Genomic DNA, 14756 nt, shown 5'->3' on the forward strand with positions numbered 1-14756 from the left:
GCCGGATGACCACCCGTCTGCCCTGGCGTCCCGCCGCGAGCGTGGATCCGGTGCCGGTGCTCGCCGCCGCCCAGCGCGTCTCCGACGATCTGATGGACGGCCTCGCCGGGCCCCGCGCCCGCCACGCGACGCACGGCCTCCGGCGGCTGTTCGGGGTCCCCGGCCTCGGGCTCACCGATCTTTCCGGTTCGCTCATCTGGTCCGGCCGCCCGGCGGCCGACGACGTCGTGGTGTCGGCGCTCGACGAGGTCCTCCACTCCGAGACGCCGGTGTCCGAACCCGGGTTGCTGGCACTTCCGCTCCACGTCCACGAAGAACTGTCCGGCGTCCTCCTGATCGCGGGCGGGACGAACACCGTCGCCCGCCAGGCCGCCGAGCTCGTCGTCCACGCGCTCGAACGCGGGCGGCTGGAGGCGTCCGCCGAGCAGGCCGCGGAGGCGGAACTGCGCGCGCTGCGGGCCGAGATCTCCCCGCATTTCGTCTACAACGCGCTCACCGTGATCTCCTCGCTGGTCCGCTCCGATCCGGACCGCGCCCGCGACCTGATGCTCGACTTCGCCGAGTACACCCGCTACAGCCTCGCCCGGCACGGCGAGTACACGATGGTCGCCGAGGAGTTCCGCGCCATCGAGACCTACTTGGCGCTGCAGCGCGCGGTGCTCGGCGAACGGCTGCGGGTCCAGGTGCGCGTGGCGCCGGAGGTGCTGGCCGTCGCGGTGCCGTACCTCGTGCTGGAACCGTTGGTGGAGAACGCGATCCGGCACGGGATCGAACCCCGCTCCGAGGCGGGCTTCATCCAGGTGCAGGGAATGGCGGAAGGGAACGACTGCGTGATCAGCGTCGAGGACGACGGTCCGGGCATGGACCCCGCCCGCGCGGCGGCGATACTGGCCGGGCGCGGCGACGGCGTCGGACTGGCCAATGTGGACAGAAGACTGCGCAGCGTCTACGGGCCCTGGTACGGCCTGACGGTCGAGACCGAGTCCGGCGCGGGCACCAGGGTCGTGGTGCGCGTGCCCCGGTTCCAGCCGGGGGTGCTGCCGTGACGAACGGTCTCCGGGTGCTGGCCGTCGACGACGTCCCGCCCGCCCTCGACGAGTTGTGCAGCCTGCTGCGCGAGGCACCGGAAGTCGCCGAGGTGGTCGCGGCCGGTGACGCGCTCAACGCGCTCAAGATGTTGCAGAGCAGCCATTTCGACGCCGTCTTCCTCGACATCTCCATGCCCGGCCTCGACGGGCTCGAGCTCGCCTCGTTGCTGGCGCGGCTGAACGAACCGCCGGTGATCGTGTTCGTCACCGCGCACGACGGCCACGCCGTCGCCGCGTACGGCATCGGCGCCGTCGACTACCTGCTGAAACCGGTCCGCGCGGAACGGCTGTCCGCCGCACTGTCCAAAGTGGTCCGGATGGCGGGCAACCAGGGCGACGAGCCGCGGCCCGCGCCGGACGCGATGTCCGCGCTGCCGGTGGAATCCGGCGGGCGCACGCGCTACGTCCGGCGGGACGACGTCCAGTTCGTCGAGGCACACGGCGACTACGTCCGGCTGCACACGAAGTCCGGTGTCCATGTCACGCGGATGCCCATCTCCCGGCTCGAAGAGTATTGGGAGGGAACGGGATTCACCCGCGTGCACCGGGGGTTCCTGCTCGCCGTGGACGCGGTGCTCGAACTGCGCAGCGACACCACCGGAGGGCTGCTGGCGCATACCGAAGCGGGCGACGTCCCGGTGAGCCGCCGCCACGCGCGCGACCTGCGTGACCGGTTGCTCGCCGCCGCGCAACGCGGCGAACTCGGCCGAGGGGGCCGTCCGTGAGCCGCGTCAAACGGGTCGCCGTCACCAGCCCGCAGACCCGGCTCGCGCATTCGCGGCGCCGGGCACGGGGACGCTGGCGTGTCCCCCGGCTGGCGGCGAGCGACGCCGAACGCGCGAACCTGCTCTACCGGGCCCAGCGCCGTCGCGGGCTCCCCGCGCTGGCCGGGATGTTCGGCCTGGTCTTCGGGCTCCCGCTGGTGTTCGGGCTGTTCCCCGGGCTGGATTCGGTGCGGCTGCTGGGTATCCCGCTGTCCTGGCTGATGATCGCGGTCCTCCCGTACCCGGCCATGGCGCTGCTGTCGTGGTGGCAGTTGCGCCGGGCGGAAAAGATCGAGGACGACTAGTGGTCGCGGCGCTCTCGGTGGCCCCCGTCGTGCTGATCACCCTGTTGATCGGGTTGCGCGGCGTCGCCGCCATGCGCACGACGTCGGACTTCCTCGTCGCGTCGCGCCGGATCTCGCCGCTGGTCAACTCGGCCGCCGTCTCCGGCGAGTACCTGTCCGCGGCGTCGTTCCTCGGGGTCGCCGGGCTGGTGGTGAAGGACGGCATCGGCGCGCTCTGGTACCCGGTCGGGTTCACCGCCGGGTACATCGCGATGCTGGTGCTGGTCGCGGCGCCGATGCGGCGCTCCGGCGCGCTCACCGTCCCGGACTTCGCCGAAGCCCGGCTGGCCTCCCCCGCGCTGCGCCGTATCGCCGCGTTCGTCGTCCTCGTGATCGGAACCCTTTACCTGGTACCGCAGTTCCGCACCGCCGGGCTCGTGCTGACCGCCGTCGGCGGGACGCCGTACTGGGTGGGCGTCGTCATCGCGGGCACCGCCGTCAGCGCGACACTGGCGCTCGGCGGGATGCGCGCGGCGACCTACGTCCAGGCGTTCCAGTTCGTGCTGAAACTGCTGCTGTTCATCGTCCCCGCCATCTGGCTGGTCTCCCAGGTCTCCCCGGAGGAACGGGCGGCTTCGGTGCACCCGGTGGAATTCACCCACTTCGCGCGTGACACCCAGCTGTCCTTCGAGATCGACGTGACGCTGACCCTGCGCGAACCGACCACCCTGCTCGGCCCGGAAAGGCACGTCGTGCCGCCGGGAGAACTGATCGCCAGGAGTGGCGAAACGCTGGAATTCGCGGCGGGCGCACCGGTTCCCGCCGTCCGGGGCGGCGCCCCGCTGGGCGGGCCGGACTGGCAGCGGCCGTTGCTCGACCTCGGCGATCACGGTTATCCGCTGCTCGGCACGTGGGCGATCCTGATCGCGACCATGCTCGGCACGATGGGCCTCCCGCACGTCCTGATGCGCTTCCACACCAGCCCGGACGGCCGCGCCGCCCGCCGGACCGCGGCGATCACCGTCGCCCTGCTCGGCGTTTTCTACCTGTTCCCAGGGGTTTACGGCGTCCTCGGCCGGGTGCTGGTGCCCGAGCTGTACGTCTCCGGCGCGACGGACACCGTCGTCGTCGCGCTGCCGGCGCAGGTCGACGACGGCTGGGCGGGGTCGCTGTTCACCGGGCTGCTGACGGCGGGCGCGTTCGCCGCGTTCCTGGCGACGTCGCTCGGCCTGCTGTTGGTGATCTCCGGCGCGATCGCACACGACCTGGCGCCCGGCGGCCTGCGGAGACTGCGGTGGTCGGTGCTCGGCGCCGCGGCGGTGATGGTCCTGCTCGCGCTGCCGTCGGCCAGATTGGACGCGGGCGTCCTCGTCACCTGGGGTTTCACCGTGGCCGCGTCGACCTTCTGCCCCTTGCTGGTCCTCGGCATCTGGTGGAACCGGCTCACCGCGGCGGGCGCGATCAGCGGTGTCCTCACCGGACTCGTCGCGTCTTCGGGCTCGATCCTCGTGGCCCTGTTCGCCCCGACGCTGAGCGGTCTGCCCGCCATCCTCGTGTCCCAGCCCGCGCCGTGGTCGGTTCCGCTGGCATTCGGCGTAATGATCGTGGTTTCCTTGCGGGGCAGGCCTCCCGCCTGGTCGACGGCCGCCATGTTGCGGCTGCATCTGGACGATCGCACAGCCGAGACCCCTTCGTCGTGGTCCGAGTACCGTTCGTCGACCGTTCGTCGTCTCGGCAGGCGTTTGAACCGCTGAAGGTTCCGGTCCCCGTGCCCCCTCCCTAACGTGTCGCGGAACACATTCGCGGCGCAAGGAGAGCACGATGAGCACCGAAACGGACGCTCCCAGTCCGCCTGAAACGGACTGGGACAAAGCCCACGACGGCCCCGAGTTCCAAGAGCTGCGTTCGCGGCTGCGCCGGTTCGTGTTCCCCGTTTCGGCGCTGTTCCTCGTCTGGTACCTGCTTTACGTGCTGCTCGCCGACTACGCGCACGGCTTCATGAGCACGAAGCTGTTCGGCAACATCACCGTCGGGCTCGTCTTCGGTCTTCTGCAGTTCGTTTCGACCTTCGTGATCACCGGGCTCTACGTCCGCTACGCGAACAAGAAACTCGACCCCCTCGCGGAGAAGATCCGCACGGACATCGAGAGTGAGACCAAATGACCCTCGCCGCCGGAGTCGAGGGCAGCAGCCCCACACTCAACATCACCATCTTCGGTCTCTTCGTGCTGGTCACGCTGTTCGTCGTGTTCCGGGCCAGCCGCAACACGAAGACGGCTTCCGACTACTACGCCGCGGGCCGCGCGTTCACCGGTCCGCAGAACGGCGTCGCCATCGCGGGCGACTACCTCTCCGCCGCGTCGTTCCTCGGGATCGCGGGCGCGATCGCCGTCTACGGCTACGACGGTTTCCTTTACTCCATCGGCTTCCTGGTGGCGTGGCTGATCGCGCTCCTGCTGGTCGCGGAACTGCTGCGCAACACCGGCAAGTTCACCATGGGCGACGTGCTGGCCTTCCGGATGAAGCAGCGTCCGGTGCGGGCCGCGGCGGCGACGTCCACCCTGGCCGTGTCGTTCTTCTACCTGCTGGCGCAGATGGCGGGTGCCGGTGGCCTCGTGGCGCTGCTGCTCGGGATCGAGAGCAAGGCCGGGCAGGCCGCGATCATCGTGATCGTCGGCATCATCATGATCGCCTACGTGCTCATCGGCGGGATGAAGGGCACCACCTGGGTCCAGATCATCAAGGCGGCACTGCTGATCGCCGGCGCGCTCGCGATGACGCTGTGGGTGCTCGGCATGTACGGCTTCAACCTCTCCGCGCTGCTGCAGGGCGCCGTGGACAAGGCGGGCAAGGCCGGTGAAGCGCTGCTCGGGCCGGGCAACCAGTACGGCAAGACCGGCACCACCAAGCTGGACTTCCTGTCGCTCGGCATCGCACTGGTCCTCGGCACCGCGGGCCTGCCGCACGTCCTGATGCGCTTCTACACCGTGCCGACAGCCAAGGAAGCACGCCGTTCGGTGGTCTGGGCGATCGCGCTGATCGGCATCTTCTACCTGTTCACCCTGGTGCTCGGCTACGGCGCGGGCGCGCTCGTCGGCCCCGACGCGATCAAGGCCGCGCCGGGTGGCGTGAACTCGGCCGCGCCGCTGCTGGCGCTCGAACTCGGCGGGCCGGTCCTGCTGGGCCTGATCGCGGCGATCGCCTTCGCGACGATCCTGGCGGTGGTCGCGGGCCTGACGATCACGGCGTCGGCGTCGTTCGCGCACGACGTCTACGCCAACGTGATCAAGAAGGGCAAGGCGTCACCGGCTTCCGAGGTGAAGGTCGCCCGGATCACCGCGCTGGTGATCGGCGCGGTCGCGATCCTCGGCGGCATCCTCGCCAACGGCCAGAACATCGCTTTCCTGGTGGCACTGGCGTTCGCGGTGGCGGCGTCGGCGAACCTGCCGACCATCCTGTACTCGCTGTTCTGGAAGCGGTTCAACACCCAGGGCGCGCTGTGGAGCATCTACGGCGGTCTCGCGGTCTGTGTACTGCTGATCGTGTTCTCGCCGGCGGTCTCGGGTAAGCCCGTCGACGCGAAGACCGGGAAGAGCGCCTCGATGATCCAAGGCGTCGACTTCCACTGGTTCCCGCTCGACAACCCCGGCATCGTCTCGATCCCCGTGGCGTTCTTCCTCGGCTGGCTCGGCACGGTGCTGTCCAAGGAACACAACCAGAAGAAGTACGCCGAGATGGAGGTCCGCTCCCTCACCGGCGCGGGCGCCGAAAAGGCGGTTTCCCACTAGTCGCCGGGACGGTGCGGCCGGGCATCCAACGCCCCCCGGCCGCACCGTCCCGGTTCCACTTCAGTACGGCAGCTTCCCCGCCGCCACCCCGGCCAGTTTCGCCTCGATGTCCGCGCGAACGGACTTCCACAGGCCGGTACCCAGCGAGATCCGCGCCACCCCCAGTTCGGCGAGCGCGGAGAGATCGGGGCCTCCCGGCAACGGGGCGGCGTTGACCGCACCCGGCGCGACGGCCTTCACGAACTCGCCGAGCACCTCCGGCGACTTCACCAGGATCGGGTAGACGCAGTCCGCCCCGGCCTCGAGATAGGCCTTGGCCCGCGCGACAGCGTCGTCGAGAACCGCCCGCTCGTCGGACGCGCCCAGGAAGACGTCGACGCGGGCATTGATCACCAGCGCGTCCCCGGCGGCCTTGTGCAGCCGGGCGATCCGTTCCGCCTGCTCGTCCAGCGGCCGGATCCCTCCGTTCGCGTGGTCGGTGTCCTCGTAGTTACAGCCGACAGCGCCCGTCTCGGCCAGCCTCTCGGCGAGCACTCCCGCTTCGAGGCCATAGCCGGATTCCGCGTCGACGGTCACCGGCACCGAGACCGCCCGCGCGATCCTCGCGGCCGCCTCGAACATCTCGGCGGCGGGCGCGTCCTCCCCGTCGTCGTACCCGAGAACCTTGGCGATGGCGAAGGAACTCGTCGCCACGACGGGGAACCCGGCGGCCTCCACGAGGCGGGCACTGTCCGCGTCCCACGCGTTCGGCAGGAGCAGCGGCGTCCCCGCGACGTGGAGTTCCCGCAGCCGGGCCGCCGTCATTCGGCGCGCTCGGGCAGCGGCGCGTGGCTGGTCACGCACATCCGGTTCCAGCTGTTGATCGCGATGATCTCCCACGCGACCGCGCGGTACTGCGCCTCGTCGAAGACCCGGGTCGCCTCTTCGTAGACGTCGTCCGGGACTTCGTGGAGGGTGGCGACGTTGGTCATCGCCTCGGTGAGCGCCAGCGCGGCACGCTCCTGCTCGGTGAAGAGCTCGGTCTCGCGCCAGCCCTGGAGCACGTACAGCCGCCTCGGCGACTCGCCCTGCTGCACCGCGTCGTGGGAGTGCATGTCGAGGCAGAAGGCGCAGTGGTTGATCTGCGACGCGCGCATCTTCACCAGTTCGAGGAGCTTCTGGTCGACGCCGGCGTTGGCGGCGGCCTTCTCGACTTCGGCCTGCAGCTTCGCCATGGCCTGGTAGATCTCCGGGACTCGTTTGCCCAGGTGGATTCGCTCTGTCATGACTACGAATCTAGCGGCAACTGGCCCACGAGTATGGTCCAGTCACATGGCAGAATCATGGTCCAGTTCGGGAATGGACGTCCACCTGGACTGGCGCCCCGAAAGCGGCCGGACCGGGCTCGCCGCCGCGATCCGCGCGGCCATCCGGGAGGGACGCTGGCAGGCGGGCGCCGCGGTGCCCTCGACCAGGGCTTTGGCCCAGGACCTCGGGGTGGCCAGGGGAACGGTCACCCGCGTGTACGCCGATCTCGCCGCCGAGGGGTACCTGCGGACCGCGCAGGGCGCCCCGACCCGCGTCGCGACGGCGGGCGCGCTGCCCGCGTCGCCGCCGAGGCCCGTCCCCCGCGACCCGGCGCCGCGCTGGGACCTGCGTCCCGGCAGGCCGAACCTGTCCGCGTTCCCCCGGTCGGCCTGGCTCGCGGCGACCCGGCGGGCCCTGCAGCAGGCTCCGGCGTCGGCGTTCGACTACCCGGGCGAGTCCGGCGCGGCGGAACTGCGGGAGACGCTCGCCGCGTATCTGGCCAGGAGCCGCGGCGTGGTCGCCGACCCCGAACGCATCCTGGTGTGTTCCGGGTTCTCGCACGCGATGGCGATCCTGGCCAGGGTGCTGCACGCGCGCGGCGCGGACGAGATCGCGTTCGAGAACCCGTCGCTGAACCTCTACCGGGACATCGCCGCGGCCAACGGCCCGCGGGTGGTCGGCGTCCCCGTCGACGACCACGGGATCGCAGTGTCCGCTTTGGACAGTCCGGCGGTGGTGGTCACCCCGGCGCACCAATATCCGCTCGGGGTCACGCTCGCCCCTCGGCGGCGGGCGGAACTCACCCGATGGGCGGAGGAGACCGGCGCCGTCGTCATCGAGGACGACTACGACGGCGAGTTCCGGTTCGACCATCAGCAGGTCGGCGCGCTGCAGGCGCTGGCACCCGAACGGGTCGTGTACGTGGGGACGACGAGCAAGACGCTCGCGCCGGCCCTGCGCCTGGGCTGGATGGTGCTGCCGCGGTTCCTGGTCGAACCGGTGCGCGCGGAGCTGGTGGCGAGCGGGGCCCGGCCCGCGCTGCTGGACCAGCTGGCGATGGCCGAACTGATCGAGTCGGGCGCCTACGACCAGCACATCCGCCGTTGTCGCGCCGAGTACCGCTCGCGGCGGGACCGGCTGCTCGCGGCCCTGCCGGATTCCGTGCTGCCGCAGGGCATCTCGGCGGGGCTGCACCTGGTGCTCCAGTTCCCCGGCGAGCTCCCCCGGGAGATGGAGGTGATGGCCGCCTGCCGCCGCCGGGCGATCGGGCTCGAAGGGCTCAGCGGCTACTGGATCGGCGAGCCGCGGCGCGAAGGGCTCATCATCGGGTACGGCGCCGCCGCGAAGCACGCTTTCGGCGGCGCCACCCAGGCCCTGCGCGAGGCCATCTTCGAAGTCACCTAACCCCCGCAATTCGTCCTCTAGTTGCGGTAGTTCGTTGTGCAAACCACCGCAACTAGAGGACGAAACGCAACGGGGGTCAGCGCGCGTCGCCTGCCATCAGAACAGGTCCCAGAACTCGCCGAGAACACCGATCAGGTTCTGCTGGCGCTGCTCCAAAACGTCGGGTGTCCAGCTCTCGGTAGCCAACACCTGCGTGGTGAGGGGAAAATTGGAAACGGACTTGGCAGTGAAGTACTTCGTCTTCTTGACGGCGAAGTCGTAGTTCTTCGCCTGGGCATTTTTGTTGCGGCTCAGCAGGACCAGGTTCGCCAGCCGGTGGGTCCAGAACAAGCGCTGCTCCGGGGTGAACAGCCGTGTCCAGTCACTGCCACGCTGAGGATTCTGCGGGAGAACATGCTCGACGGTGATCATCTTGGGCTCGTATCGAAGGGCCTCCGGGTCTGACAACAGTTCGTCAAGCCGGATCAGTACGTACTTCCGGACGATCCACTGGTTGTAGATCTCTCCACCCAACCTGGTGATCACCTCAGCGCATTCGCCCGGCGTCAGGTCGAGCGCCGGAGCGTCCAGTCCCAGACCATCGTCAAGTTCACGAAGGAGTTGCCCGATGCGCTGACCACGCTCGTGGGTGTTGAAGCGGCGGAGGAGCATGGACGCACCTAGGCGGTCGAGTTTGCGAAGGAACTCCTCTAGCCACTTGGAGTCGAAACGGTGGTGAGTGAAAGCCCACAACGCGGGTGGCTGCCAGTCGAAGTCATCGAGCCGATGCAGACGGCGCAGCCAGCGGTTGATTTCTTCCGGATCATCCACTGACTGGTAGTCACCGGCAAGGAGGTCTCGGTATGCCTGCCCGTACGGTTCGAGTACCTCGTCGACGAACGCGGCCGGCCTGTCGGGCAAGAAACCGCTGAGCACGCTGACCTCGAACTCCTGGAGCAGTTCCCTCCGTGCCCGCACCTTCATGTAGACCATCCGGATGTGGGAGAAGAGGTCAGCGAAGGCATCGCGGCCCAGGTCGACCTCCAGGTCCTCCCACTTGCCGGCGTACTTCTCTTTCAGAGCATCGGGTAATGCGCCGACGACCCTGGACTTGAAGATGTCGGCCGGCGACAGCTCCACACCTCGCGAGTTCATCACTGAAAAGATGCGGTAAGCGCTGGCCAGGTCCGGCGTGCTGACGATCACCAAGAACGTCCGCTGAACGATGGTTTTCGCCAGCGCGAGACGCTCCTTCGGACTCCTCTGTTCCAAGAGCCTGCGCAGCGCGTTGACGCTGTCCGCGATACGTTCCTGCGCGTCGTTTGCGGGTGCTGCACCGTTCTCCAGCACGGCTAGGCCGCCGCGGTCCTGGACGTGCTTGCGGAAGAAGTCTTCATCCCGGCGCCGAAGCTTGAGCCGCGGACGTGATGCCAGGTCTTGGATGGGGTCGCCAGGCTCCCAGATCAGCTTGTCCAGGTAGTCCTTCGCGTCGTCGCTCAGCTCTCGGAGAACCGACAAGAGGATGGTCAGGGTGGTCAATCGCTGCTGACCGTCGATCACTTCGGCTCGCGGAACGCTCGCGTCCTTGACCAAGACGACCGAACCCAGAAAGTACGGCTCGTCGGGGTTGCGATCGACAGCGTCGTACAGGTCGTAGAACAACTGGGTCGCCTGCTCAGTGCCCCAAGTGTAAGGCCGCTGGTAATCGGGGATGGTGAACTCGTAGTCACTCGAGAACACTTTCGACAACGGCACTTCGTGGGCCTCAAGCTTCTTCATACGACCAATCCACTCCGGGACGTGCGGGCCCCCTACGAGTCGCATGAATGCCGGATTGCGTTACTCCGCGTGGCCAGATCCCCCGCAATTAGTCCTCTAGTTGCGGTAGTTCGCACAACGAACCACCGCAACTAGAGGACGAAACGCGACGGGGGTCAGCAGAACCAGGGGCGAGCCCGCAGGATGTCGGTCTTCAGGACGGGGGCGCCGTCGACCGGGGCGGGGTCCTCCGGGGTCGGCTTGATGCCACCGGCGGCGACGTCGTCGAGGGTTTCCAGGCCTTCGTGGCCGACGGTGCCGAAGATCGTGTAGTTCGGGCGCAGCGCGGAGTCGCCGTACACGACGAAGAACTGGCTTCCGTTCGTCGCCGGGCCCGCGTTGGCCATCGCGAGGACACCGCGCGAGTACACCTTGCGCTCGCCGGTCGGGTCGGTCGGCGCGGGCGGCAGGCCGACGGGCAGTTCGTCCTTGTACTTGTAGCCGGGGCCCTTCTCGCCGGTACCGCTCGGGTCACCGCACTGCAGCACCTTCAACGTCGGGTACGCGGTCAGCCGGTGGCAGGTCGTGCGGTCGTAGAACCGGTGCGTCGCCAGATGCAGGAAGCTCTGCACCGTGCACGGCGCCTTCGCCCGATCGAGGGTCAGATCGATCTTGCCCTGGTTGGTCTTCAGCTGCACCGGCACCTTGCCCCGGTTCGGCGTGTGACGGGGGTCCGGCGGCAGCGGGACCGGCCGCGCGGCCGGGTCCTCCGGCGTCTGCGTGTACTGGCAAGGCCCCTTCGTGACCTTTGGGGGAACGGCCTCCGCGGACGCCGTTCCGGTACCGGCCGCGAGCATCAGCCCGGCGCCCAGCACAGCCACAAAGACTTTCGCGATCCTCTGCACGGTTCCTGCCTCCCAGCCGTGGACGAAGAAGAGAGCATAGGGTGAATCCCCGCCGCTTACACAGGTCCGGAAGTAGGTCCGCGGTTAGGGTCGAGCCGTGGAGATCGCCGAACGACACCAGTGGCAGCTGAACGCGCTGACCTTCCTCTACGCGTACACGCAGTACGTCCTGGTGCACGAGAGGGTCATGGCCGGGCAGCCGCCGGACAAGCCCGCCGAACTCGACAAACCGCGCGTCCTCAGGCTCGCCAAGATCGTCGACGACATGATCCTCGACTTCCGCAAGGAGGACGGGCTGACCGACCTCGAACGGCGCCGGGTCATCCGCCTCGCCAGGGAGATCAAGTCGCACGTCCGCGAGAAGTGGCCGCCCGGCGAACCGTCGCTGACCGAGTGGATCGCCTCCGCCGCGGCGCACTTCTACTGCGAGGAGCACGTCAACAACGGCTACGTCCGGATGGGCCGCGTCTTCGATCCGGACATGGCGGACAGGTTCCTGGAACGCGTCGAGTTCTGCCGGGGGCAGACGGTCACCATCACGAACTACGCCAACAAGGTCGCCGACGGCGAACAGCTCACGTACGGCGAGACGAACCAGCTCGAAGTCTGGAAAGAGGACGCGATCGCCCATTTGGACAATCTCGACAGCGACTTCGGCGACATCAAAATGTACGTGGAATTCTGACCCGCTGCACGGACGGCCAGACTTGGTTGCCTCAACGCACCCGGGAAATTGACACCGGCCCCCGTTGATCGAGATGCTCGATCTCGCACGAAGCACACTCCTTTTCCCTTAACTAAAGGAGAATTCTGTGATCTCGAGCAGGAAGAAGGCCCGGCGCATCCTGGCCGTGGCGGCCGCCGCTGCCGCCACGTTCAGCATGCTCGTGCCGACCGGGACCTCGTTCGCCATCGACCACATCCCCTGCAAGGACGGGGAGAACTTCCTGAAGATCTGGTCGCACCTCGGCGGGAGCAGCAGTGTCGACTGCTACGCCAACCGAGGGAGGATCAGTTTCGGGGGTTGGTGGATCGACCGGGTCTACACCGGGAACAACGACCTGATCTATTACGACAGCAATGGCGCTGACGTGAGAATCAACCGGTGGACCGATATCAGTTTCCCGAATCGTCCGCCGAAGGTCCGCGTCATCGAAATCCTCTGAACAAGGCCTCGTGAGTGGTAAAGACGGTTAGAACCGTCCTTACCACTCACGAGTCCCGAAGGTCCGCGATCAGTTCCGCGGCCGCCGCGAACGGGTCGAGCTTCCGCGCGACCACGCGTTCGGCCAGTTCGGCGAGCCGGTCGCCGGAGCGCAGGTCGACGATCTCCGCGCGCAGCCGCTGGACGGCGATCGCCTCGACCTCGTCCCGCGCCCGCGCCGCGCGGCGCCGGGGCAGTTCGTCCCGCTGGACCAGCCAGTCGTGGTGCTCGCCCAGCGCGCGGACGACGTCGTCGACACCCTCGCCACGCGAGGCCACCGTTCGCACGATCGGCTGACGCCAACTCGGTCCGCGGATCTCCCGGCGCACCAAGGAGATCATCTGCTTGAGGTCGTGGACGGTCGCGTCGGCGCCCTCGCGGTCGGCCTTGTTGACCACGAACACGTCCGCGATCTCCAGCACCCCCGCCTTGGCCGCCTGGATCCCGTCGCCCATCCCGGGCGCGAGCAGGACCACCGTGGTGTCGGCCAGTTTCACGACGTCCACTTCGGACTGCCCGACCCCGACGGTCTCGATCAGCACGACGTCGAACCCGGCCGCGTCGAGCACGCGGACCGCCTGCGGAGTCGCCCACGACAGGCCGCCGAGATGTCCGCGCGTGGCCATCGAACGGATGAAGACGCCGGGATCGGTGGCGTGCTCGGTCATCCGGATCCGGTCACCGAGCAGGGCACCGCCGGAAAACGGCGACGACGGGTCGATCGCCAGCACCCCGACCCGCAGACCTTGCGCCCGCAGAGCCGTGAGCAGCGCGGACGTCGATGTCGACTTGCCGACACCGGGTGGGCCGGTCAACCCGACGACACGCGCGTTGCCGGTGTGCGGCGTCAGCTTCGCCGCGACCTCGGGCAACTGCGGATGCGCGTCCTCGACCAGCGACAGCAACCGGGCGATCGCGCGGGGGACGCCGTCCCGCGCGCGACCGACCAGTTCGTCGATGTCCAGCTGTACCGGCAAGGGCTTTACGGAACGCGGAGCAGCAGCGCGTCGCCCTGGCCGCCACCACCGCAGAGGGCGGCCGCGCCGAGGCCGCCACCGCGACGACGGAGTTCGTGGATCAGGTGCACGGCGAGGCGCGCGCCGGAAGCACCGATCGGGTGGCCGAGCGCGATGGCGCCGCCGTCGACATTCACCTTGTCGGCGTCGACACCGAGCTTCTCGGCCGAGACCAGGCCGACGGCCGCGAAGGCCTCGTTGATCTCGATCAGGTCGAGCGCGTCCGCGGTCAGCTTCTCCTTGGCCAGCGCGGCCAGGATCGCGTTCGACGGCTGCTCGTGCAGGCTGGCGTCCGGACCGGAGACCACGCCGTGCGCGCCGATCTCGGCGAGCGGCGTCAGGCCCAGTTCCTCGGCCTTGGCCCGGCTGGCCACGATGACCGCGGCCGCGCCGTCGGAGATCTGCGAGGCCGAACCGGCGGTGATCGTGCCGTCGGAGGCGAACGCCGGGCGCAGCTTCGCGAGGCTTTCCGCGGTGGTGTCGGCGCGGACGCCCTCGTCCTTCGAGAAGACGACCGGGTCGCCCTTGCGCTGCGGGATCGTCACCGGCGCGATCTCGGCGTCGAAGCGGCCCTCCGCGATGGCGGCGGCGGCGCGCTGGTGCGAGCGCGCGGAGAACTCGTCCTGCTGCTCGCGGGTGAGGCCGTAGCGGGTGTTGTACTTCTCTGTCGACGCGCCCATCGCGACCTGGTCGAAGGCGCAGAACAGGCCGTCGTAAGCCATGTGGTCGACGAGCGTCGTGTCGCCGTACTTGAAGCCGGCGCGGGATTTCGGCAGCAGATGCGGCGCCTGGGTCATCGACTCCTGGCCGCCCGCCACGATCAGGTCGAACTCGCCGGCGCGGATGAGCTGGTCGGCGAGCGCGATGGCGTCGAGACCGGAAAGGCAGACCTTGTTGATGGTCAGCGCCGGGACGGTCATCGGGATGCCACCGGCGACCGCGGCCTGGCGTGCCGGGATCTGACCGGCGCCGGCGGTGAGGACCTGGCCCATGATCGTGTACTGGACGGCGTCCGGGGAGACCCCGGCCTGCTCCAGCGCCGCCTTGATCGCGAATCCGCCCAGTTGCGCACCCGAGAAGTCCTTCAGGGAACCGAGCAATCGCCCGATCGGTGTACGGGCGGCACCCAGGATCACGGAACCGGACACGGCGTCCTCCAAGCATCGGCGCAAGGGCAATAGGCGGTCTTCGCGACCATACCCGGGGCGAGGGCCTCTTGATGGAGCCAGTGTGAGGCGGCGCACGCCGGTTCGCCCGCCCGCGGACCTATCCTGCTTTG

At 68.7% G+C, this 14756-nt stretch carries 15 protein-coding genes; 9 read left to right on the plus strand and 6 right to left on the minus strand.

What is annotated here, in order from left to right; translation table 11 throughout:
- The first annotated feature begins 5 nt into the window (after positions 1–5).
- The 6 genes from BKN51_RS25565 (at position 6) to BKN51_RS25590 (ending at position 5924) form a co-directional block, all read left to right on the plus strand.
- Positions 6–1046 carry a sensor histidine kinase gene (locus BKN51_RS25565; RefSeq protein ID WP_168214387.1) on the plus strand — a complete coding sequence of 347 codons (1041 nt, stop codon included), beginning with the start codon at positions 6–8 and terminating at the stop codon, positions 1044–1046.
- Positions 1043–1813, plus strand: coding sequence for a LytR/AlgR family response regulator transcription factor (locus BKN51_RS25570; RefSeq protein WP_101610060.1), 771 nt, complete (start codon positions 1043–1045; stop codon positions 1811–1813). Before BKN51_RS25565 ends, BKN51_RS25570 begins: the two co-directional genes overlap by 4 nt.
- Positions 1810–2157, plus strand: a complete 348-nt coding sequence (locus tag BKN51_RS25575) for a hypothetical protein (protein ID WP_101610061.1) — start codon at positions 1810–1812, stop codon at positions 2155–2157. Before BKN51_RS25570 ends, BKN51_RS25575 begins: the two co-directional genes overlap by 4 nt.
- Positions 2157–3890 carry a sodium/solute symporter gene (locus BKN51_RS25580; RefSeq protein WP_101610062.1) on the plus strand — a complete coding sequence of 578 codons (1734 nt, stop codon included), beginning with the start codon at positions 2157–2159 and terminating at the stop codon, positions 3888–3890. The genes BKN51_RS25575 and BKN51_RS25580 overlap by 1 nt, the downstream gene beginning before the upstream one ends.
- Positions 3891–3957: 67 nt before the next feature.
- Positions 3958–4299 (plus strand): DUF485 domain-containing protein, encoded by a 342-nt coding sequence (locus BKN51_RS25585; RefSeq protein WP_101610063.1) that lies wholly within the window; start codon positions 3958–3960, stop codon positions 4297–4299.
- Entirely contained in the window at positions 4296–5924 is a 1629-nt protein-coding gene (locus BKN51_RS25590) for a solute symporter family protein (RefSeq protein ID WP_101610064.1), read from the plus strand. The genes BKN51_RS25585 and BKN51_RS25590 overlap by 4 nt, the downstream gene beginning before the upstream one ends.
- 60 nt (positions 5925–5984) lie before the next feature.
- Here BKN51_RS25590 and BKN51_RS25595 read toward each other — a convergent pair whose 3' ends face one another.
- The gene (locus tag BKN51_RS25595) at positions 5985–6728 is read right to left on the minus strand and encodes an isocitrate lyase/PEP mutase family protein (protein WP_101610065.1); all 744 of its coding nucleotides are present in this window, start codon (positions 6726–6728) and stop codon (positions 5985–5987) included.
- Entirely contained in the window at positions 6725–7189 is a 465-nt protein-coding gene (locus BKN51_RS25600) for a carboxymuconolactone decarboxylase family protein (protein ID WP_101610066.1), read from the minus strand. Before BKN51_RS25600 ends, BKN51_RS25595 begins: the two co-directional genes overlap by 4 nt.
- 46 nt (positions 7190–7235) lie before the next feature.
- Between BKN51_RS25600 and pdxR the strand changes: the two genes are divergently transcribed.
- The gene (gene pdxR, locus BKN51_RS25605; protein WP_101610067.1) at positions 7236–8615 is read left to right on the plus strand and encodes a MocR-like pyridoxine biosynthesis transcription factor PdxR; all 1380 of its coding nucleotides are present in this window, start codon (positions 7236–7238) and stop codon (positions 8613–8615) included.
- A 96-nt stretch (positions 8616–8711) separates the two neighbouring features.
- Here pdxR and BKN51_RS25610 read toward each other — a convergent pair whose 3' ends face one another.
- Both BKN51_RS25610 and BKN51_RS25615 read right to left on the minus strand, forming a co-directional pair.
- Positions 8712–10373 carry a DUF262 domain-containing protein gene (locus BKN51_RS25610; protein WP_101610068.1) on the minus strand — a complete coding sequence of 554 codons (1662 nt, stop codon included), beginning with the start codon at positions 10371–10373 and terminating at the stop codon, positions 8712–8714.
- A 155-nt stretch (positions 10374–10528) separates the two neighbouring features.
- Positions 10529–11209 (minus strand): peptidylprolyl isomerase, encoded by a 681-nt coding sequence (locus BKN51_RS25615; RefSeq protein WP_101613454.1) that lies wholly within the window; start codon positions 11207–11209, stop codon positions 10529–10531.
- A 145-nt stretch (positions 11210–11354) separates the two neighbouring features.
- On the opposite strand from BKN51_RS25615, the gene BKN51_RS25620 reads away from it, so the two are divergent.
- Positions 11355–11942 carry a hypothetical protein gene (locus tag BKN51_RS25620; protein ID WP_101610069.1) on the plus strand — a complete coding sequence of 196 codons (588 nt, stop codon included), beginning with the start codon at positions 11355–11357 and terminating at the stop codon, positions 11940–11942.
- A gap of 127 nt (positions 11943–12069) precedes the next feature.
- Complete coding sequence (locus tag BKN51_RS25625) at positions 12070–12423, plus strand: beta/gamma crystallin domain-containing protein (protein WP_101610070.1); 354 nt, start codon at positions 12070–12072, stop codon at positions 12421–12423.
- A 46-nt stretch (positions 12424–12469) separates the two neighbouring features.
- Here BKN51_RS25625 and meaB read toward each other — a convergent pair whose 3' ends face one another.
- On the minus strand, positions 12470–13438 hold the full coding sequence (gene meaB, locus BKN51_RS25630; RefSeq protein ID WP_101610071.1) for a methylmalonyl Co-A mutase-associated GTPase MeaB: 969 nt from the start codon (positions 13436–13438) through the stop codon (positions 12470–12472).
- 5 nt (positions 13439–13443) lie between these two features.
- On the minus strand, positions 13444–14625 hold the full coding sequence (locus tag BKN51_RS25635; RefSeq protein WP_101613455.1) for an acetyl-CoA C-acetyltransferase: 1182 nt from the start codon (positions 14623–14625) through the stop codon (positions 13444–13446).
- Positions 14626–14756: the final 131 nt, after the last annotated feature.

This window comes from Amycolatopsis sp. BJA-103 (assembly GCF_002849735.1).
Lineage (GTDB): Bacteria > Actinomycetota > Actinomycetes > Mycobacteriales > Pseudonocardiaceae > Amycolatopsis.

Excerpts from the sequence above, each read along its gene's own strand:
- BKN51_RS25565 (WP_168214387.1), top strand. The coding sequence starts at position 6 with ATGACCACCCGTCTGCCCTGGCGTCCCGCCGCGAGCGTGGATCCGGTG.
- BKN51_RS25585 (WP_101610063.1), top strand. The coding sequence starts at position 3,958 with ATGAGCACCGAAACGGACGCTCCCAGTCCGCCTGAAACGGACTGGGAC.
- BKN51_RS25590 (WP_101610064.1), top strand. The coding sequence starts at position 4,296 with ATGACCCTCGCCGCCGGAGTCGAGGGCAGCAGCCCCACACTCAACATC.
- BKN51_RS25595 (WP_101610065.1), bottom strand. The coding sequence starts at position 6,728 with ATGACGGCGGCCCGGCTGCGGGAACTCCACGTCGCGGGGACGCCGCTG.
- BKN51_RS25600 (WP_101610066.1), bottom strand. The coding sequence starts at position 7,189 with ATGACAGAGCGAATCCACCTGGGCAAACGAGTCCCGGAGATCTACCAG.
- pdxR (WP_101610067.1), top strand. The coding sequence starts at position 7,236 with ATGGCAGAATCATGGTCCAGTTCGGGAATGGACGTCCACCTGGACTGG.
- BKN51_RS25610 (WP_101610068.1), bottom strand. The coding sequence starts at position 10,373 with ATGAAGAAGCTTGAGGCCCACGAAGTGCCGTTGTCGAAAGTGTTCTCG.
- BKN51_RS25615 (WP_101613454.1), bottom strand. The coding sequence starts at position 11,209 with ATGCTCGCGGCCGGTACCGGAACGGCGTCCGCGGAGGCCGTTCCCCCA.